Below are 19,198 nucleotides of genomic sequence, written 5' to 3'. Positions count from 1 at the left end.
GCCATGTTCGTCGGTGCCGTTTTCTTCCCCTTGCTGGGCGCGACGCTCGCGGGCTTCTTCGGCCGCTGGCTGGGCGTGCGCCTGTCCATGTGGGTTTCGGTCGGCTGCATGGTGCTGGCCGCCATCTGCGGCGTCTCGGCCTTCGTCGAGGTCGGGCTGCATTCGGCGCCCCGCACCGTGACCATCTCGGAGTGGATCGATGTCGGTGGCCTGAGCGTCGACTGGGCCCTCCGCTACGACACGCTGAGCGCGATGATGGTGGGGATGGTGACCTTCATCTCCACCTTCATCCATCTCTACAGCGTCGGCTACATGTCCCATGACGAGACGCCGCCGCGCTTCTTCGCCTATCTCGGCCTCTTCACCTTCGCCATGCTGATGCTGGTGACGGCGGACAACCTGGTCCAGCTCTTCTTCGGCTGGGAGGGCGTCGGCCTCGCGAGCTATCTGCTGATCGGCTACTGGTACGACCGCGAGAGCGCGAACCGGGCCGCGATGAAGGCCTTCATCGTGAACCGCGTCGGCGACCTGTTCTTCATGCTTGGCATGGCGCTGACCTTCTGGACCTTCGGCGCGCTGAACTTCGGGGACATCTTTCCTCGCGTGGAGGAGATGCGCTCCGTCACCTTCGCCGGCCTGCCCGTGCTGGAGGTAATCTCGGTTCTTCTGTTCCTGGGTGCCTGCGGCAAGTCGGCACAGCTCGGCCTGCACACCTGGCTGCCGGATGCGATGGAGGGGCCGACGCCCGTTTCCGCGCTGATCCATGCGGCGACCATGGTGACGGCCGGAGTCTTCCTGATGGCGCGCATGTCGCCCATCACGGAGTTCGCGCCCAACGCCTTGACGCTGGTGACCATTGTCGGTGCATCGACCGCCTTCTTCGCGGCGACGATCGGATGCGTGCAGAACGACATCAAGCGCATCATCGCCTATTCGACCTGCTCGCAGCTCGGTTACATGTTCTTCGCCATCGGAGTTGGTGCCTACCAGGCGGCGGTGTTCCACCTCTTCACGCACGCCTTCTTCAAGGCGCTGCTGTTCCTGTCGGCCGGCTCCGTCATCCACGCGATGTCGGACGAGCAGGACATCCGCAAGATGGGGGGGATCTGGACCAAGATCCCGATCACCTATGCCGTGATGTGGATCGGCAGCCTGGCGTTGGCGGGCATTCCCTTCTTCGCCGGGTATTATTCCAAGGACATGATCCTGGAGAGCGCCTTCGCGGCCCATACGGGTGCCGGGATGTATGCTTTTGCCATGGGGCTGATCGCGGCTTTCCTGACCGCCTTCTATTCCTGGCGCCTGTTGATCCTGACCTTCCATGGCCGTCCCCGGGCCGATCATCACACGATGGAACATGTCCATGAGAGCCCGGCGGTCATGCTGATCCCGCTGCTGGTTCTGGCGCTCGGCGCCCTCTTCGCCGGTGCCGCCTTCGAAGATCTTTTCGTCGGGCATCACCAGGGCGAGTTCTGGAACGGCGCCATCTTCAACGCCGAGCACAACCACATCATGCACGCCGTGCACGAGGTGCCGGGCTGGGTGCCGCTGGCGCCCACCGTGATCGCCATCGCGGGCATCGCGCTGGCCTATGTGTTCTACATGTTCGCGCCGGGCATTCCGGCGCGCCTGGCCGAGACCTTCCCGGGCCTGTACCGGTTCCTGCTCAATAAGTGGTACTTCGACGAACTCTACGACACGATCTTCGTGCGGCCGTTCCGGCGCCTCGCGCGGGTGCTGTGGCGCACGGGCGACGTGAGGATCATCGACGGCATGCCCAACGGGATCGCCGCCATCACCGTCGACACCGCCCGCGGCGTGGCGCGCTTCCAGACGGGGCGCGTGGCCAACTACGCCTTCACCATGATCGCGGGTCTCGTGGTCTTCGTTTCCGTCATCTTCCTGGGCTTCACCCGATGAACGCGGCCGGCTTCCCGCTGCTCTCCCTGCTCACCTTCCTGCCGCTTGCAGGCGTGGTGGCCATCCTGGCGATCCGGGGCGACGAGGCGACCGTCGCCTCCAACGCCCGCTGGACCGCGCTGTGGACGAGCCTGATCGTCTTCGTCCTCTCCCTCATCCTTTGGGCCCGCTTCGACCCTCGCATGGCCGATGCCCAGTTCGTCGAGCAGGCGAACTGGCTGCCCGAGTTCGGCGTGAACTACCACATGGGCGTGGACGGCATCTCGATGCTCTTTGTCCTGCTCTCCACGCTGCTCACGCCGATCTGCATCCTCGCCTCGTGGGAAGCGGTGCAGAACCGCGTGCGGGAGTACATGATCGCCTTCCTCGTGCTCGAGACGATGATGGTGGGCATGTTCTGCGCGCTCGACCTCATCATCTTCTACGTCTTCTTCGAGGGCGTGCTGATCCCGATGTTCCTGATCATCGGCGTCTGGGGCGGTCAGCGGCGGGTTTATGCCGCCTTCAAGTTCTTCCTCTACACGCTGCTCGGCTCGGTTCTGATGCTGCTCGCCATCCTGGCGCTCTGGTACCGCGCCGGCACGACGGACATCGCGGGGTTGATGGACAACCCCGTGCCGATCTCCTGGCAGTACTGGATGTTCCTTGCCTTCTTCGCCTCCTTCGCCGTGAAGGTGCCGATGTGGCCCGTGCACACCTGGCTGCCGGATGCCCACGTGGAGGCGCCCACGGCAGGTTCCGTGATCCTGGCCGGCGTGCTGCTGAAGATGGGCGGCTACGGCTTCCTGCGCTTCTCCATCCCGCTCTTTCCGGATGCGGCGGCCTATTTCGCGCCGCTCATGTTCGCCCTCAGCGTCATCGCGGTCATCTACACGAGCTGCGTGGCCTTCGCGCAGGACGACATGAAGAAGCTGATCGCCTATTCGTCCGTGGCTCACATGGGCATCGTGACGATCGGGCTCTTCACCTTCAACCAGCAGGGCATCTCCGGCGCCATCTTCCAGATGTTGTCGCATGGCATCGTCTCGGGCGCGCTCTTCCTCTGCGTGGGCGTGCTGTACGACCGCGTCCATTCGCGGGAGATCGCGCGCTACGGCGGGGTGGCGAAGATCATGCCGGCTTACGCTCTGGTGTTCATGCTCTTCACCATGGCCAGCGTGGCGCTTCCCGGCACGGCGGGGTTCCCGGGCGAGTTCCTGGTGATCACCGGGGCCTGGAAGTCCAGCGGCTGGGTGGCCCTGGGCGCGGCCATGGGGATGATCCTGGGTGCGGGCTACATGCTATGGCTCTACCGCCGCGTGATCTTCTCCAAGGTGACCAAGGCTGAGGTGCGCGGGCTGCTGGACCTTTCCCCGCGGGAACTCGCGATCTTCGCGCCGCTCATTCTGCTGACCCTCTGGATGGGCCTCTATCCCTCCTCCTTCACCCATGTCTGGGAGGCTTCCGTCGCCGCGCTCGTCGAGCGGCACGAGGCCGCCCTCGCGATCCCCCGCATGGCCGGGCTGTGAGATGATGAACTGGACCCTCGCCCTCCCCGAGACCCTGCTCGCGGTCGCGGCCCTGGTGCTGCTGCTGGTTGGCGTCATTCCCAAGCGGGACATGACCTTTCCCATCACGATGGGTACGCTCGGCGCGCTTCTGATCGGCGCCGTGCTGGTTCTGGGAACGCCGGACGGCCAGGCCTTCCACGGCCAGTTCGTGTCGGACGCTTTCGCGCGCTTCGCGAAGATTCTGATTCTGCTCGGCGCCGCCACCGGCCTGCTTCTGGCCCTGGACTGGAACGAGAAGCAGGGGATCGCGCGCTTCGAGTTTCCTGTGCTGGTGCTGCTCAGCACGATCGGCATGATGGTGATGGTTTCGGCCTCGGACCTCATCACGCTCTACATGGGGCTCGAGCTCCTCTCGCTCTCGCTCTACGTCATCGCGGCCTTTGATCGTGACAATGCGCGCTCCGCCGAGGCCGGGCTGAAGTATTTCGTGCTGGGCGCGCTGGCTTCGGGTCTTTATCTCTACGGCGCCAGCCTGACCTACGGCTTCGCCGGCTCCACCAACTTCTCCGCCATTTCCACCGCGGTGGCCGGGGAGGGAGGCGTCTCGCTCGGTGTCATGGTCGGCATGACCTTCGTGATCGCGGCGCTGGCCTTCAAGATCTCGGCCGTGCCCTTCCACATGTGGACACCCGACGTCTACGAGGGCGCGCCGACGCCGGTCACCGCCTTCTTCGCCTCGGCCCCGAAGGTGGCGGCCGTCGCGCTCCTTGTGCGCGTGCTGGCTGATCCTTTCGCCGACCTTGCCGAGCAGTGGCAGGGGGTGATCTGGTTGGCCTCGCTCGGCTCCATGCTGCTGGGCTCCTTTGCCGCCATCCGCCAGCCCAACATCAAGCGGCTGATGGCCTATTCCTCCATCGGGCATGTCGGCTACGCGCTCATGGGCCTGGCCGTTGCCACCGATACGGGGCTTCGGGGCGTCATGCTCTACATGGCGATCTACATCGTCATGAACGCCGGCGTCTTCGCGGTTCTGGTGGCGATGCGCCGCCAGGGCCGGTCGCTGGAGCGGATCGAGGATCTGGCCGGGCTTGGACGGACCGACCCCGCGATGGCACTGGCCATGGCGGTGTTCATGTTCTCCATGGCCGGCATACCGCCTCTCGCGGGCTTCTTCTCCAAGCTCTACGTCTTTCTCGCCGCCGTGCAGGAGGGCTACTGGGTTCTTGCCACCGTGGGCGTGCTGACCAGCGTGGTGGGTGCCTACTACTACCTCCGCATCATCAAGATCATGTACTTCGACGCGGCCGATGGCGCGCTGGATCCGCGCTCCTCCGCCGTCTCCTTCGTGCTGGCCGGAGCGGGGCTGTTCAACGTGCTCTTCTTCCTGTTCCCCGCGCCGATCGTGGCCGCCGCGGCCGCCGCGGTTGCCGCCCTCGCTGGGTGAGCGCGGCGCCGGCCGGCTGGCGGCTGCTGGTTCATGACCAGCTTCCCAGCACGGCCGATCTGATCCGCCGCTGCGCGGAGGACGGCGCGGATGAGCGCCTTGCCGTCCTCGCGCGGCGGCAGACGGCCGGGCGGGGCACGCGCGGCCGGGCTTGGGAGTCTCCTCCGGGCAATCTGTATCTTTCGGTGCTCCTCCGCCCGCACGCCGCCGCGCGCGAGGCGCCGCAGTGGAGCTTGCTTGCGGCTGTCGCGCTCCACGCCGCTCTCTCGCCCGCTGCGCCTGGCCTTGTTCTGAAATGGCCGAACGACCTTCTCCTTGGCGGGGCGAAGTGCGCCGGGATCCTCTCCGAGGCATCGCTCGCACCCAGCGGCGGGCTGGACTGGCTTTCCTTTGGCATCGGGGTGAACCTGGCCTTCGCGCCGGAGGTGCCGGGCCGGCCGACCGCTGCCCTGCCGCCGCCCGCCCTGGCACCCGAGGTAGCGGCGGCAGCGATCATGGCGTCGATCGATCACTGGCGAACCATCCAGGAGGAGCAGGGCTTCGCCGCCATTCGGGCCGCTTGGCTGGAGCGGGGCCATCCCCCCGGCACGGCCCTTTCGGTCACCGCGCCCAGCGGCCTGCTCGCCGGTCACTTCGACGGGTTGGACGAGGGCGGCGCATTGCGTCTTCGCACCGCACTCGGCATGGAAACGATCACGGCCGGGGATGTTCACCCCTGAGGGGCCGGGGAAGGAACACGCGATGCTCCTGGCGATCGATGCCGGTAACACCAACGTCGTCTTTGCCGTGCATGACGGTTCGGAATGGCGGGGGCGCTGGCGCATCGCCACGCGGGCGGACCGGACCAGCGACGAATACGCCGTCTGGCTGCTGGCGCTGCTGGCCCATGCCGGGCTGAAGCCAGCCGAGATCACCCGCTGCGCCCTGGGCACGGTGGTGCCCGCCGCCCTCTACAACCTTCGGCGCCTGGTGCGCGACTGGTTCAACTGCGAACCCCTGGTCGCGCGAGGGGACAGCGTGGACTGGGGCTTCGAGATCCGCATGGACCGGCCGAAGGAGGTGGGCGCGGACCGCCTCCTGAACGCGCTCGCCGCCCATCACCACTACACCGGCCCGCTGATCGTCATCGATTTCGGGACGGCGACGACGTTCGACGTGGTGGGGGAGGGCGGCGCCTATGTCGGCGGTGTCATCGCACCCGGCATCAACCTCTCCATAGAGGCCTTGCACCGCGCGGCGGCCCGGCTGCCCCGGATAGGGATCGGCCGCCCCCAGGCGGTGATCGGGCGGGACACCGTGCCCGCCATGCAGTCCGGGATCTTCTGGGGATATGTGGGGTTGGTCGAAGGACTGGTCTCGCGGATCCGGGCCGAGCACGGCGGTCCCCTGAAGGTGATCGCGACCGGCGGCCTCGCCCCCTTGTTCGCGGAGGGGACGACGGTCATTCAACACACTGATCCCGATATCACGCTGGAGGGGCTGCGCCTGTTGGCTGGCCGCAATCCACCCCCCATCTTCCACAAGACAACGCTTCCAGAAGCTCTCAAGAACGAGACCGAATGACCTTCCACATAACGGACGACCTCGCCTTCCTCCCATTGGGGGGGACGGGCGAGATCGGGATGAATCTCAACGTCTATCGCCTGGACGGAGCCCTCCTGGCGGTGGACTGCGGCATCGGGTTCGGGGGAAGCGAGTTTCCGGAAGCGGAAATCCTGGTTCCCGACCCGGCCTGGCTCGCCGAGCGGCGGGACAAGCTCGTGGGCATGGTCATCACCCATGCCCATGAGGACCATCTGGGCGCGGTTGCCGCCCTCTGGCCGCTGCTGCGATGCCCCCTCTACGCCAGTCCCTTCGCCGCCGCGGTGCTGCGCCGCAAGCTTGGCGAGGCCGGCCTTCTGGGCGAGGTGAAGCTGCACACCGTGCCGCTGGCGTCGCGCGTGCTGGTGGGAGCCTTCGACCTGCAGTTCTACCGCGTCGCCCATTCGGTGCCCGAGGCCCAGGCGCTGGCGATCCGCACACGCCACGGCATCGTGCTGCACACCGGCGACTGGAAGCTGGACGCCGATCCCCTGATCGGCCCGCCGACGGACGAGGCCGGCTTCGCGGCCCTGGGCGCGGAGGGGGTGCTGGCAATGGTCTGCGACAGCACCAATGCCCTGGTGGACGGCTATTCGGGCAGCGAGGCCGATGTGCGGGTCGCGCTGACGGAACTGGTCGCCAGCCTCAAGGGCCGGGTGGCCGTGACCTGCTTCGCGACGAACGTGGCGCGCGTCGAATCCATCACCCGGGCCGCGATGGCCGCAGGCCGGCGCGTGGCCCTGTTCGGCCGGTCGCTCCGCAACGCCGATGCGGCGGCGCGGGAGACCGGCTACTTCAAGGACATCCCGCCCTTCCTGGATGAGGACGAGGCCGGCTACCTGCCCGATGACGAGCTGCTGATCATCTGCACGGGCAGTCAGGGCGAGCCGCGCTCGGCACTGGCCAAGATCGCGGCCGACACCCACCCCCAGATCTCTCTGGGGGAGGGCGATACGGTGATCTTCTCCTCCCGCATGATCCCGGGAAACGAGAAGGCGATCATGGCGGTCGAATCCGCCCTGTTCCGCGCCGGTTGCCGCGTGATCACGCCGGACTCCGAGCATCCCGTCCATGTTTCCGGCCATCCCGCCAAGGAAGAGCTTCGCCGCCTCTACGAGCTGGTGAAGCCCCGTCACGCCGTGCCGGTGCACGGCGAGTGGCGGCACCTGCAGCAGCACGCGGCCCTTGCGCGCGATTTCGGTGCCATCCCGCACCTGATCGAGGACGGCGACATGCTCCGCCTCGGTCCTGACCCCGTCGAGGTGTCGGAAACCGTGCAGAGCGGCAAGCTCGCGGTCGATGGGCCGCGCCTGCTTCCGCTGGAAGGCAACGTGCTCGGCGCCCGCAGGCGCATGCTGTTCAACGGGGTGGTTGTCGGGTCACTGGCCGTGGACGAAGCGGGCCGGGTCCGCGGCGTGCCGCAGATCTCGGCTCCCGGCCTGTTCGACCAGGGCGAGGAGGCGACCAACCAGATCGCCGCCGATCTCGCGCGGCTGGTGAACGACCTGCCCGCGCCCCTCCGCCGGGAGGACACGGCCCTGCGGGAGGCCGCCCGGACCGCGCTGCGCAAGGCCATTGGGCGGCGCGTGCGCAAGCGCCCGCAGGTCGAGTTGCACCTGCTCCGGGTGTGAGGCGCCTCAGCGGAGGTTGAACTGCAGGGTCACGCCTGGGGCGGGAGGCGCGTAGTCGGCCACCGGCGGGCCGTAGCCGCGACCAGCGTGCCGGCGCCAGCGCTCGGCACGCCAGGCCTCACGGCGGTCATGTTCGCGCCGCCACGCCTCGCGGCGCCAGCGCTCCTCGCGCCAGGCTTCACGGCGCTCATGGCGCTCCCAGCCACGCTCCCTTTCCCAGGGCGGGCGTGCCTCGGCGGCGTGTGGCAGAAGGGGCAACGCCGTGAGGGCGAGGCCCGCGAGGATTAGGATGCGTCGCATCGCGGTTTCCGTTCCGGAACAAGGACGCGCCTTGAACGCGATACGACGCCGTAAGGTTACGATGACGACGCGGCATGGGGGATGGCATGGGCTGGGTCACGGGGACGGTGGTGTATTTCCTGGTGTGGTGGACGGTGCTCTTCGCCGTGCTGCCACTGGGCATCAACCCGGACCCGGAGGCGGCTGCGACCGGCGGGTGGCGAGGGGCGCCGAGGCAGGTGCGCGTGCTGAGAATCCTGATCATCACCACGCTCCTGTCCATTCTGATCTGGTTCCTGATCGAGTGGCTGGTGCGTGCTGACTGGTTGTCCTTTCGAGATGGATGGCTCGCCAAGCCTAACGATTAGGCAAATGCAGCACTCGACAACGAAGATGAGTATTTTTGAGTCATTCGACGGCTGCGCGGCCTTCTTTTTTGGCGGTGAGGGCCGGAAAGCCCTTTGTGCGGCTGCTGCTGCGCTGCATCATCGGGACATGGAAGAGGGCTTTTCCTCTTCCGCCGTGTGACTGGCGTTTCCTCCCTAAACTCGGGCCGCCCCATTGGGGTGGCCCTTTTTTTGGCTTTTCCTCCGCCTTTTCCGCGGCACGGTCCGAAGCAGGCGGCTGCCGGATTGCGCCACCCGCGCCTTGCTCTAGGTTGCGCCCCGATCTGATCCCCTGGCCTTACCGGAGCTCCTTCCCTTGCGCCTGTCCCGCGCCTTTCTCCCCACGCTCAAGGAAACGCCCGCCGAGGCGCAGATCGTCTCGCACCGGCTGATGCTGCGGGCGGGCCTGATCCGCCAGACCAGTGCGGGCATCTATGCCTGGCTGCCGCTCGGCCTTCGCGTCCTGCGCAAGGTCAGCGAAATCGTTCGGCAGGAGCAGGACCTGGCAGGCGCGCAGGAAATCCTGATGCCGACGGTCCAGCCCGCCGAACTCTGGCGCGAGAGCGGCCGTTACGAGGACTACGGCAAGGAGATGCTCCGCATCACCGACCGCCACGACCGGGAAATGCTCTACGGCCCGACCAACGAGGAAATGGTCACCGATATCTTCAAGGGCTACGCGAAGTCCTACCGGGACCTCCCGCGCAGCCTCTATCACATCCAGTGGAAGTTCCGGGACGAGATCCGCCCCCGCTTCGGCGTGATGCGCGGGCGCGAGTTCCTGATGAAGGACGCCTATTCCTTCGACATCGATGCGGAGGGCGCGCGCAAGTCCTATCGCCTGATGTTCCGCGCCTATCTCCGCACCTTCGCGCGCATGGGGCTGAAGGCGATTCCCATGCAGGCCGACACGGGCCCGATCGGCGGCGATCTTTCCCACGAGTTCATCATCCTGGCCGAAACCGGGGAAAGCGTCGTCTACCTTCACAAGGACCTGCTGGAGTTCGACGTCCTGGCGCAGGACCCCACGGGCACGGGCGATCCGTCCCCGGTGGTGGACTTCTGGACCAGCCGCTACGCCGCGACCGACGAAAAGCACGACGAGGCCGCCTGGGACGCCATCCCCGCCGAAGCGCAGGTCACGGCGCGCGGTATCGAGGTCGGGCACATCTTCTATTTCGGCACCAAGTACTCGAAGCCCATGGGCCTGACCGTGGCCGGCCCGGACGGCACCCCGGTGGTGCCGGAGATGGGCTCCTACGGCATCGGCGTGTCTCGCCTGCTGGCCGCCATCATCGAGGCCGGGCACGACGAGGAAGGCATCATCTGGCCCGACGCCGTCGCGCCCTATGCCTGCGCGATCCTGAACCTCAAGCCCGGCGACGCCGCCGCGGACGCGCTGTGCGAGCAGCTCTATGCCGCGCTCCCGGGGGAGGCCGTCTATGACGACCGGCCGGAACGGGCCGGGGCCAAGTTCGCCGATGCCGACCTGATCGGCTATCCCTGGCAGGCCATCATCGGCCCGCGCGGCGCGGCCAAGGGCGTCGTGGAGCTGAAGCGGCGGGCGACCGGGGAGCGGCTGGAGCTTTCGCTGGAGGACGCGCTGGCGAAGATCCGCGCGACGCTCGCCTGATGTTCTCTCCCTTCGAGCGCGCCGTCGCCTTCCGCTATCTGCGCGCCCGCAAGGGAGAGCGCTTCGTGTCCGTCATCGCCATCTTCTCGCTCGTGGGGATCGCGCTGGGTGTCGCGACGCTGATCATCGTCATGTCCGTGATGAACGGCTTCCGGCAGGAGCTGCTGGGCCGCATCCTCGGGCTGAACGGGCATCTCGGCGTTTATGCGCAGGACAATTCGGGTCTGCGCGACTTCGACAACATCGCCGCCCGCATCCGCGGCCTGCCCGGCATCGCCTCCGCCACGCCCATCGTGGAGGGGCAGGTGCTCTTCACCAGCGACGAGGGCGGCGCGACGGGTGGCCTCGCGCGCGGCATCCGGCCGGAGGATCTGCGCGCCCGGCCGCTGATCGCCGGCAACATCCGCGCGGGCGACCTGTCCCGCTTCGGCGGCGACGACACGGTCGTCATCGGCACGCGGCTCGCCCGCAAGCTCAGCATTCGCGTTGGCGAGCGGATCACCCTGGTTTCTCCCCAAGGGCGCACCACCGTGATGGGCACGGTTCCCCGCCTGCGCGCCTATGAGGTGGTCGCGCTGTTCGAGGCGGGGATGCAGGAATACGACTCCAGCTACGTCTTCCTGCCCTTCGGCGCCGCCCAGGTCTATTTCCAGCACCGCGACAGCGCCACCCAGGTGGAGGTCTTCGTGGACGATCCCTCCCGCGTCCGGCTCGCCACGCGGGAGATCTTCGGGGCATTGCGCGGCATGCCCGTGCGCGTGCTGGACTGGCAGGATTCCAACTCGTCGTTCTTCAACGCGGTGCAGGTGGAGCGGAACGTGATGTTCCTGATCCTCACCCTCATCATCATCGTCGCCGCCTTCAACATCGTCTCCTCCCTCATCATGCTGGTGAAGGACAAGGGACGCGACATCGCGGTGCTGCGCACCGTGGGCGCCACGCGGGGCGCGATCCTGCGCATCTTTCTTCTCGCCGGCGCCTCCATCGGCGTCGCGGGCACGCTGATCGGCTTCTTCATCGGCCTGGTCTTCTGCCTGAACATCGAGAACATCCGGCAGTTCCTGCAGACGCTGACGGGCACGGACCTGTTCAGCGCCGAGATCTACTTCCTCACCAAGCTGCCCGCCGTGGTGGAGCCGATGGAGGTGGCGCAGGTGGTCGGCATGGGCCTCGGCCTCTCGCTCCTGGCCACCATCTATCCCTCCTGGCGCGCCGCGCGGCTCGACCCGGTGGAGGGGCTGCGCAATGCGTGACGCGCCGCTCGCGACATCGTCCGGGCCGCCCCTGGCGCTGCGCGCCGTCGAGCGCCGCTACCGCACGGAGGCCGGCGAGCTGCCCGTGCTGCGCGGCGCCGAGCTAGACCTTTTCGCGGGCGAGATCGTCGCCCTCGTCGCGCCCTCCGGCACGGGCAAGTCCACGCTGCTGCACGTCGCGGGCCTGCTGGAGAAGCCCGATGCCGGGCAGGTGCTGGTGGGAGGGCGCGACAGCGGCAACCTCTCCGACGATGCCCGCACGGCGCTCCGCCGCGACACCATCGGCTTTGTCTACCAGTTCCACCACCTGCTGCCCGAGTTCACGGCGGAGGAGAACATCGTGCTCCCCCAGCTCGCGGCCAACCGCCCGCGCCGGGAGGCGGAGGCGCGGGCGCGCGAGCTTCTGGCCACCTTCGGCCTGGGCGACCGCGGGCACCATCGCCCCACGCGGCTTTCGGGCGGGGAGCAGCAGCGCGTGGCCATCGCCCGCGCCCTGGCGAACGGCCCCAAGGTGCTGCTGGCGGACGAACCGACGGGCAACCTGGACGTCGCCACCGCCGACCGCGTCTTCGCGGAGCTGCTCGACGCCGTTCGCGGGCGCGGGGTCGCCGCGCTGATCGCGACCCACAACCCGGAGCTTGCCGCGCGGATGGACCGCACGGTGACCCTGCGGGAGGGGCTGATCGTCCCGGCCTGACGCCGCCGGTCCATCGGTGGACAGGGGGCGGGAGCCCACCCTAGGCTCCCGCGCATGCCGATCCGTCGCCGTTCCATCCTTCTCGCCCCGGCCATCCTGGCGGCGCCCACCGCGCGCGCGCAGGGCACGTGGCCGCAGCGCCCCCTGCGGGTGGTCGTCCCCTATGCGGCGGGCGGCCCGTCGGACATCGTGGCGCGCCTCCTCACCCCCGGCCTCGCGGCGGCGCTCGGCCAGCCCGTGGTGGTGGACAACCGGCCGGGCGCCGGTTCCATGCTCGGCACGGAGGCGGCGGCGCGCGCCACGGACGGCCACACCGTGCTGCTGGCCGATTCGCCCTTCACCATCATCCCGGCGGTGCAGGAGCGCGTTCCCTACAACGCGGCGGCGGACCTGGCCCCCGTTTCGCTCATCGGCGCCGTCACCATGATCCTGGCGGTGAACAGCGGGTTTCCGGCGCGCAACGCCGCCGCGCTGGCCGCCGCGGCGAAGGCGCGGCCGGACACCGTTTCCTTCGGGTCGTCGGGCATCGGCAGCCTGTCGCACCTCCTGCCCGAATGGTTCGGGCAACTCACGGGCGCGCGCTTCGCCAACGTGGCCTATCGCGGCGCCGGGCCGGCGCTCCAGGACGTGGCGGCCGGGCAGATCAACGCGATCTTCTCCTCACCGGCCTCCATCGAGGGGCCGCTGCGTGCCGGGCAGGTTGTTCCCGTCGCCGTTGCGTCCCCGCAGCGGCTCCCCAGCCTCCCCGACGTGCCGACGCTGCGGGAAGGGGGTGTCGAGCTGATCGCCGACAACTGGTTCGGCGTCCTCGCGCCCGTCTCCCTGCCCGCCGAGGCGCGGACCCGCCTGGCGACGGCCCTGGCCGGGGCGATCGCCGCGGACGACGTGCGCGCCCGTCTCGAGAGCCTGGGGCTGGAGCCACGCCCGGGCGGGCCGGAGGCCTTCGCCCGCGTGCTCGATGCCGAGTTCCGGCGCTGGGCCGAGGTGGCGCGCGCCGCCGGTGTGAGCGTCCGCTGATGCAGGCCTTCCTCGGGCGCCTGGCCGCCGATCCAGACCTCCGCGCCGACTTCGAGGCGCTCTGCGACTTCGGCGGGCGGGTGCAGGGCAGTTCTTCGGCGGAGGCCGCCTTCGCTTGGACCCTGGAGCGCCTGCGCGCGATCGGCCCTGCCGCAAACGAGCCCGTGCCTTATGACGGATGGACGCTGCGGCGATCCGCCCTCTCCCTGCCGGACGGAACGGCTTTGCCCCATGTCGCCCTCTTCGGCTCCGCCACGACCGGGCCGGGCGGGATGGAACTGGAGGTGCTCGATCTCGGCCGCGGCGCGCCCGAGGACGTGGCGGCGGCCGGCGCGCGCGTGCGTGGCAAGGCCGTGCTGCTGCGGCACGAATATCCTTTCGCGCCCTGGACCATCCACCGGCGCTTCAAGCTGGCCGCCGCGGCCGCCGCGGGGGCGGCGGCCGCGCTGATGGTGCAACCGGAGCCCGGCATCGGGCCGGTCTCGGGCGGCGCCAACGGCGTGGCCATCCCTTGCTTCGGGGTGGGGATCGAGGTCGCGGCCCGCATCGCCGGCCGCCGCGCGCATCTTGTGCTGGAAGGTGACGCCGCCCCCGCGACGGCGCCCACCCTGGTGCTCGACCTTCCCGGCGGCGGCGAGGGACGCGTGGTGCTTTCCGCCCATCTGGATGGCCATCCCCTGGGGGAGAGCGCCATGGACAACGCCACGGGGCTCGCCGCAGCGCTGGCGCTCGCCCGCGCGGTGGCACCCGACCTGCACGCCTGCCGGCGCGGGCTCACCGTCTGCGTCTTCGGGGCAGAGGAATGGGCGCTCTCGGGCTCCAGGGCATGGCTGGCCGCGATCGATCCGGGGCGGCGCGCGGCCATCCGGTTCAACCTCAACCTCGACAGCATCGCGGGCCATCCACGGCTCACCGCCCTCACCAGCGGCTTTGTGGGGCTTGGTCCCTTCGTGCGGCGGGCCGCCGCCGCGATCGGGGCGGAGGTGGCGGTGCATCATCCCCTTATGGTCAATTCCGACCACGCGAACTTCGCCGCCGCCGGCATTCCCGCGCTCCGGCTCATCGCGGGCTTCGATGCGCCGGAAGGGGCGCTGCGGCTCCTCCTCACCGGCGCCGACACCCGTGCCGTGGTGCCGCCGGGTGAGTTGAAGTCGGCCGCCGTCACGGCCGGCGCCATCCTCTGGGCCGCCCTGAACGCCAGCGAGGAGGAGATCGGGGCGCTGGGCTGACCGTTCCGCCGCCGGGGCCGCGCGAATCGGGCACCGCCCGCCTATATTCCGGGAATGCCCTCCAGCTTCGTCCACCTCCACGTCCACTCCGCCTATTCGCTGGCGGAGGGCTCCATCAAGGCCGACAAGCTGCCGGGCCTGGCCCGCAAGGCCGGGATGCCGGCGCTGGCGCTGACCGACACCGCCACGATGTTCGGCGCCCTGGAGTTCAGCCAGTACGCGGCGAAGGAGGGGGTGCAGCCCATCATCGGCTGCCAGATCTGGCTGGCCCGAGCCAGGGAGCCCGAGCGTCCCGAGGCCGCGCGCCTGCCGCCCGACCCGGTGGTGGCGCTGGCCATGGACGCGCCGGGCCTGCAGAACCTTCAGCGCCTTTCCTCCCTCGGCTGGCTGGGCGACGACCCCTCGGGCAAGCCCGCGATCAACCTCGACCAGCTTCGCGCGAATTCGCAGGGCATCTTCCTGCTCACGGGCGGCACGCTCGGCCCGCTTGGCCGCCTGCTGGCCGAGGGCCGGCGCGAGCAGGCCGAGGCGCTGCTGGCCGCGCTGCGCGAGGCCTACGGCGACAATCTGGCGGTTGAGCTGACCCGCCACGGCACCGAGCGCGACCGCGCGGTGGAGCCCGGCCTCCTGGCCCTGGCCGATGCCGCCGCCGTGCCGATCGTCGCCGCCAACGACGTCTACTTCGCGACGGAGTCCGCGCACGAGGCGCACGACGCCCTGCTCTGCATCGCCGAGAGCCGGACGCTCGCCGAGCCCGACCGGCGCCGCGTGACGCCGGACCACTGGTTCAAGCCGCCGGCTGCCATGCGCGCCCTGTTCGCGGACCTGCCGGAAGCCTGCGACAACACCCTGGCGATCGCCCGCCGCTGCGCCGTGATGGCCGAGACGCGCAAGCCCGAGCTGCCGATCTGCCCGAAGGTCCAGCCCGGAATGACCGAGGCCGAGACGGTTCGCGACATGGCGACGCGCGGCCTGGAGGGCCGCCTCGATGCCCAGGGCACCCCCGAGGACAAGCGCCCCGAATACCGCGAGCGCCTGGCCTTCGAGCTGAACGTCATCGAGAAGATGGGCTTCTCCGGCTACTTTCTCATCGTCGCCGACTTCATCCAGTGGGCGAAGGAGCAAGGCATCCCCGTGGGCCCCGGCCGCGGATCGGGCGCGGGCTCGGTCGCCGCCTGGGCGCTGCTGATCACCGACCTCGATCCCCTTCGCTTCGGCCTGCTCTTCGAGCGCTTCCTGAACCCCGAGCGCGTCTCGATGCCCGACTTCGACATCGATTTCTGCCAGGACCGGCGGGAAGAGGTGATCCAGTACGTGCGCCGGGAATATGGCGAGGACCGCGTCGGCCAGATCATCACCTTCGGCCGCCTCCAGGCGAAGGCGGTGGTGCGCGACGTCGGCCGCGTGATGGGCATGCCCTACGGCCAGGTGAACCGCATCGCGGAGCTGATCCCCTTCAACGCCGCCAAGCCGCCGACGCTCCAGGAGGCGCTGGACGGCGAGCCCCGCCTGAAGGAGATGCGCGAGACCGACGAGAACGTCGACCGCCTCATGCACACCGGCCTTCAGCTGGAGGGCCTCTACCGCAACGCCTCCACCCATGCCGCGGGCGTGGTGATCGGGCGCAAGCCGCTGATCGAGATCGTGCCTCTCTACCGCGATCCGCGAAGCGAAATGCTGGTGACGCAGTACTCGATGAAATACGTCGAGAGCGCCTCGCTGGTGAAGTTCGACTTCCTCGGGCTGAAGACGCTCACGGTGCTCGAGCGCGCGGTGAACATCCTCAAGGGGCAGGGGATCACGGTGGACCTGACCACCATCCCGCTGGACGACGCGAAGACCTACGCGATGCTCGCCAAGGGCGACGCGGCCGGGGTGTTCCAGTTCGAAGGCCAGGGGATGCGGGACTGCCTTCGCATGATGCGCCCCGACCGCTTCGAGGATCTGATCGCGGCGGTGTCGCTCTACCGCCCGGGGCCTATGGCCAACATTCCCGCCTATTGCGCCCGCAAGCACGGGGAGCCCTGGGAGCCCGTGCACGCCGCCATGCGCCCGCTGGTGGAGGAAACCTACGGCATCCTGGTCTACCAGGAGCAGGTCATGCAGATCAGCCAGGAGCTGGCGGGCTACTCGCTCGGCGGCGCCGACCTGCTGCGCCGCGCCATGGGCAAGAAGATCCGCTCGGAGATGCAGGCCCAGCGCGCGATCTTCGTGGAGGGCGCGACGGCGCGCGGCATCCCGAACGACAAGGCCGGCGAGATCTTCGACCTGATGGAGCGCTTCGCGGAGTACGGCTTCAACAAGTCACACGCCGCCGCCTACGCGCTGGTTTCGTACCAGACGGCCTGGCTGAAGGCGAACCACACCGTCGCCTTCCTCGCCGCCTCCATGACGCTGGACATGGGCAACACCGACAAGCTCGCCTCCCACCTGCAGGAGGCCTCGCGGCTCGGCATCAAGGTCCTGCCCCCCGACGTGAACCGCAGCGCCGCCGAGTTCACGGTGGAGATGCGGGAGATGGAGGACGGCACGCCGGTGGAGGCGATCCGCTTCGCCCTCGCCGCCGTGAAGCGCGTGGGCCTCGCCGCCATGCAGGACCTCGTGCGGGTCCGCGAGCAGGGCACGCCGTTCCGCTCGCTCTCGGACTTCGCCGACCGCGTGGACCCGAAGCAGCTCAACAAGATGCAGGTCGAGAACCTCGCCCGCGCCGGCGCCTTCGAGTGCCTGGACCCCAACCGTGCCCGCGTGACGGAGGGGGCGGAGCTCATCCTCCGCCGCGCCCAGGCCGCCGCGGAGGACCGCGGCAGCGCGCAGATCGGCCTGTTCGGCGCCCCCGGAGCCTCCGGCGACACGCCGCCGCTCCGCCTGCGCGACATGCCGGACTGGCCGCAGCTCGACCGGCTGAGCCAGGAGGCGGAGGCGATCGGCTTCCACCTCTCGGCCCACCCGCTCGACACCTATATCGACACGCTGCGCAAGCTGAACGTCTGCCCCATCGCCAAGATGACGGAGCGCGCCCAGGCCGGCGCCGCCCGCCTCAAGCTGGCGGGCACCATCATCGGCACGAAGGAGCGCACGACCAAGACCGGCAGCCGCATGGCCTGGATCCGCATCTCGGACGCCAGCGGCAGCACGGAGGTGACCTGCTTCTCCGAGATCCTCGGCAAGTGCCGGGAGATGCTGGTGGAGGGGAACGCGGTGATCTTCTCCACGGAGGTGCGCGCGGATGGCGAGGCCGTGCGGCTCACCGCGCTCGACTGCGAGCCGCTGGAGCGCGCGGCGCAGTCGATCGGCCAGGGCCTCAGGATCGAGGTGGCCGGAATGGAGGCGATCGAGCCGCTGCGCACCCTGCTGGAGCGGGAAGGGAAGGGCAGGGGGGAGGTCATCCTCATCCCCCGCACCGGGCCCGGGCAGGAGGTGGAGCTGACCCTTCCCGGCCGCTGGAACGTCTCGCCCCGCCTGGCGCAGGCGATGAAGGTGATCCCCGGCGTGGAGGCGGTGGAGGCGGCCTAGCTGTCGATGCTCAGCCGGAGCCGCCCCACCATCTCCCGCTCGTAGGCCACGCGCTCCGCGATGAAATCGCGGTAGGCGGCGGTGTCCATATAGGCCAGGGGCATGTCCCAGCGGTCCCGCACGGTGGTGTTCTCCGGGCTCATCAGCGCGGCCTTGAAGCCGTCGTGCAGCACCCGCACCACGCCCGGGTCCATGCCCTTCGGCCCCGCGATGCCGTAGGGCGAGGTGACCGCCACGTCGACGCCCAGCTCCTTCAGCGTCGGCACCTGCGGGAAGCGCGCCGCGCGCTCGGGCGACCAGACGCAGATCAGGCGGAAGGCGCCGGCCTCGACCTGCGGCACCCAGGCGGAGCTGTCGGCGATGCTGTCGATCTGCTCGCCCAGCAGCGCCGTCACGCCCTCGGTGGTGCCGCGGAAGGGCACGTGCACCATCTCCATGCCGAGGCGCACGCAGATGTCCTCCATGGCGATGTGGTTGCTCGTGCCGATGCCGCTGGTGGAATAGGTCATCCGCCCTGGCCGGGCCCGGGCGGCCGCCACATAGCCCGCCCAGTCCTGGATCGGGCTGTCCGCCCTCACCACCACTCCGAACAGCCAGCCGGTCAGGCCCAGCACCGGGGTGAAGTCCGCCACCGGATCCCATGACCGCGCCTTCGTCATGAAGGGGTGGCGGAGAACCGAAAGATGATGCTGAGCCAGGGTGTAGCCATCCGGCGCGGATTGCAGCAGCGCCTGGGCCGCCAGCAGCCCGCGGGCGCCGGAGCGATTCTCGATCATCACGGGCTGCCCGATGATCTTCGTGGCGACGTCCGCCAGCGAACGGAGCTGCGCATCGGCCGAGCCGCCGGGCGGCCAGGGCACCAGGAGCCGGATGGGCCGGTTCGGGAAGCCGGTCTGCCCCAGGGCCGGCGCGGCGAGCCCTGCCGTGCCGAGCGCGAGAAGGGTACGGCGGGCAACGCGCCCCCGCGGGTGCGTCATCATGGCTCATCCTCCCATCGGCGGGCGCCTGTTGCCGGCGCCTCGACCTTCCGGGGAAGCGTGGCAGAAGCGGCCCTGGCCTGACAACCGGAGCGTCCCGGCGGACGGCATTGGTGCCGGCGGCCACACCTCATATTCTTGCCCCGCC

Annotated in this window: 16 protein-coding genes; 14 read left to right on the top strand and 2 right to left on the bottom strand. The window is 69.3% G+C overall.

Going from position 1 to position 19,198, the window contains the following annotated elements; genetic code table 11:
* Positions 1-3 precede the first annotated feature (3 nt).
* The 6 genes from nuoL to ACFFIC_RS24530 are packed head-to-tail and all read left to right on the top strand — an operon-like array spanning position 4 to position 8,066.
* A complete protein-coding gene (gene nuoL / locus ACFFIC_RS24555; RefSeq protein ID WP_377055330.1) occupies positions 4-1,920 on the top strand; it encodes an NADH-quinone oxidoreductase subunit L in 1,917 nt (638 codons plus the stop codon).
* A complete protein-coding gene (locus ACFFIC_RS24550) occupies positions 1,917-3,428 on the top strand; it encodes an NADH-quinone oxidoreductase subunit M (protein WP_377055328.1) in 1,512 nt (503 codons plus the stop codon). The genes nuoL and ACFFIC_RS24550 overlap by 4 nt, the downstream gene beginning before the upstream one ends.
* 4 nt (positions 3,429-3,432) lie before the next feature.
* On the top strand, positions 3,433-4,854 hold the full coding sequence (gene nuoN, locus ACFFIC_RS24545; protein ID WP_377055736.1) for an NADH-quinone oxidoreductase subunit NuoN: 1,422 nt from the start codon (positions 3,433-3,435) through the stop codon (positions 4,852-4,854).
* The gene (locus tag ACFFIC_RS24540) at positions 4,851-5,573 is read left to right on the top strand and encodes a biotin--[acetyl-CoA-carboxylase] ligase (RefSeq protein WP_377055326.1); all 723 of its coding nucleotides are present in this window, start codon (positions 4,851-4,853) and stop codon (positions 5,571-5,573) included. The genes nuoN and ACFFIC_RS24540 overlap by 4 nt, the downstream gene beginning before the upstream one ends.
* A gap of 22 nt (positions 5,574-5,595) precedes the next feature.
* Entirely contained in the window at positions 5,596-6,417 is an 822-nt protein-coding gene (locus tag ACFFIC_RS24535; RefSeq protein WP_377055324.1) for a type III pantothenate kinase, read from the top strand.
* The gene (locus ACFFIC_RS24530; RefSeq protein WP_377055322.1) at positions 6,414-8,066 is read left to right on the top strand and encodes a ribonuclease J; all 1,653 of its coding nucleotides are present in this window, start codon (positions 6,414-6,416) and stop codon (positions 8,064-8,066) included. Before ACFFIC_RS24535 ends, ACFFIC_RS24530 begins: the two co-directional genes overlap by 4 nt.
* A 6-nt stretch (positions 8,067-8,072) precedes the next feature.
* Here the strand turns inward: ACFFIC_RS24530 and ACFFIC_RS24525 are convergent, their stop codons facing one another.
* Positions 8,073-8,366, bottom strand: coding sequence for a hypothetical protein (locus tag ACFFIC_RS24525; protein ID WP_377055320.1), 294 nt, complete (start codon positions 8,364-8,366; stop codon positions 8,073-8,075).
* Between the two features lie 74 nt (positions 8,367-8,440).
* Between ACFFIC_RS24525 and ACFFIC_RS24520 the strand changes: the two genes are divergently transcribed.
* From ACFFIC_RS24520 to dnaE, 8 genes are all read left to right on the top strand, one after another.
* The gene (locus tag ACFFIC_RS24520; protein ID WP_377055318.1) at positions 8,441-8,713 is read left to right on the top strand and encodes a DUF1467 family protein; all 273 of its coding nucleotides are present in this window, start codon (positions 8,441-8,443) and stop codon (positions 8,711-8,713) included.
* A 4-nt stretch (positions 8,714-8,717) separates the two neighbouring features.
* The gene (locus ACFFIC_RS24515; RefSeq protein ID WP_377055316.1) at positions 8,718-8,873 is read left to right on the top strand and encodes a hypothetical protein; all 156 of its coding nucleotides are present in this window, start codon (positions 8,718-8,720) and stop codon (positions 8,871-8,873) included.
* A 174-nt stretch (positions 8,874-9,047) separates the two neighbouring features.
* The gene (gene proS / locus ACFFIC_RS24510) at positions 9,048-10,364 is read left to right on the top strand and encodes a proline--tRNA ligase (protein WP_377055314.1); all 1,317 of its coding nucleotides are present in this window, start codon (positions 9,048-9,050) and stop codon (positions 10,362-10,364) included.
* A complete protein-coding gene (locus tag ACFFIC_RS24505; protein WP_377055312.1) occupies positions 10,364-11,617 on the top strand; it encodes a lipoprotein-releasing ABC transporter permease subunit in 1,254 nt (417 codons plus the stop codon). The genes proS and ACFFIC_RS24505 overlap by 1 nt, the downstream gene beginning before the upstream one ends.
* Positions 11,610-12,314, top strand: coding sequence for an ABC transporter ATP-binding protein (locus ACFFIC_RS24500; protein ID WP_377055310.1), 705 nt, complete (start codon positions 11,610-11,612; stop codon positions 12,312-12,314). The genes ACFFIC_RS24505 and ACFFIC_RS24500 overlap by 8 nt, the downstream gene beginning before the upstream one ends.
* A 54-nt stretch (positions 12,315-12,368) precedes the next feature.
* Positions 12,369-13,331, top strand: a complete 963-nt coding sequence (locus ACFFIC_RS24495; protein ID WP_377055308.1) for a Bug family tripartite tricarboxylate transporter substrate binding protein — start codon at positions 12,369-12,371, stop codon at positions 13,329-13,331.
* Complete coding sequence (locus ACFFIC_RS24490) at positions 13,331-14,560, top strand: M28 family peptidase (protein WP_377055306.1); 1,230 nt, start codon at positions 13,331-13,333, stop codon at positions 14,558-14,560. Before ACFFIC_RS24495 ends, ACFFIC_RS24490 begins: the two co-directional genes overlap by 1 nt.
* A 54-nt stretch (positions 14,561-14,614) precedes the next feature.
* Positions 14,615-18,073, top strand: a complete 3,459-nt coding sequence (gene dnaE, locus ACFFIC_RS24485; protein WP_377055304.1) for a DNA polymerase III subunit alpha — start codon at positions 14,615-14,617, stop codon at positions 18,071-18,073.
* On the opposite strand, the gene ACFFIC_RS24480 is transcribed toward dnaE, so the two are convergent.
* Positions 18,070-19,053 carry a tripartite tricarboxylate transporter substrate binding protein gene (locus ACFFIC_RS24480; protein WP_377055302.1) on the bottom strand — a complete coding sequence of 328 codons (984 nt, stop codon included), beginning with the start codon at positions 19,051-19,053 and terminating at the stop codon, positions 18,070-18,072. The two genes, dnaE and ACFFIC_RS24480, sit on opposite strands and share 4 nt — an antisense overlap.
* Positions 19,054-19,198: the final 145 nt, after the last annotated feature.

The sequence above is a fragment of the Muricoccus vinaceus genome, assembly GCF_042433125.1.
GTDB lineage: Bacteria > Pseudomonadota > Alphaproteobacteria > Acetobacterales > Acetobacteraceae > Roseomonas > Roseomonas vinacea.
This window is presented reverse-complemented; position numbering and strand designations above follow the sequence as displayed.

Bases quoted from the DNA above. Each gene is read 5' to 3' on its own strand.
- ACFFIC_RS24515 (WP_377055316.1), top strand. From the start codon at position 8,718: ATGCAGCACTCGACAACGAAGATGAGTATTTTTGAGTCATTCGACGGC.
- ACFFIC_RS24495 (WP_377055308.1), top strand. From the start codon at position 12,369: ATGCCGATCCGTCGCCGTTCCATCCTTCTCGCCCCGGCCATCCTGGCG.
- nuoL (WP_377055330.1), top strand. From the start codon at position 4: ATGTTCGTCGGTGCCGTTTTCTTCCCCTTGCTGGGCGCGACGCTCGCG.
- ACFFIC_RS24550 (WP_377055328.1), top strand. From the start codon at position 1,917: ATGAACGCGGCCGGCTTCCCGCTGCTCTCCCTGCTCACCTTCCTGCCG.
- ACFFIC_RS24520 (WP_377055318.1), top strand. From the start codon at position 8,441: ATGGGGGATGGCATGGGCTGGGTCACGGGGACGGTGGTGTATTTCCTG.
- ACFFIC_RS24525 (WP_377055320.1), bottom strand. From the start codon at position 8,366: ATGCGACGCATCCTAATCCTCGCGGGCCTCGCCCTCACGGCGTTGCCC.
- ACFFIC_RS24490 (WP_377055306.1), top strand. From the start codon at position 13,331: ATGCAGGCCTTCCTCGGGCGCCTGGCCGCCGATCCAGACCTCCGCGCC.
- ACFFIC_RS24480 (WP_377055302.1), bottom strand. From the start codon at position 19,053: ATGATGACGCACCCGCGGGGGCGCGTTGCCCGCCGTACCCTTCTCGCG.
- ACFFIC_RS24535 (WP_377055324.1), top strand. From the start codon at position 5,596: ATGCTCCTGGCGATCGATGCCGGTAACACCAACGTCGTCTTTGCCGTG.
- ACFFIC_RS24530 (WP_377055322.1), top strand. From the start codon at position 6,414: ATGACCTTCCACATAACGGACGACCTCGCCTTCCTCCCATTGGGGGGG.
- nuoN (WP_377055736.1), top strand. From the start codon at position 3,433: ATGAACTGGACCCTCGCCCTCCCCGAGACCCTGCTCGCGGTCGCGGCC.
- dnaE (WP_377055304.1), top strand. From the start codon at position 14,615: ATGCCCTCCAGCTTCGTCCACCTCCACGTCCACTCCGCCTATTCGCTG.
- ACFFIC_RS24500 (WP_377055310.1), top strand. From the start codon at position 11,610: ATGCGTGACGCGCCGCTCGCGACATCGTCCGGGCCGCCCCTGGCGCTG.
- ACFFIC_RS24505 (WP_377055312.1), top strand. From the start codon at position 10,364: ATGTTCTCTCCCTTCGAGCGCGCCGTCGCCTTCCGCTATCTGCGCGCC.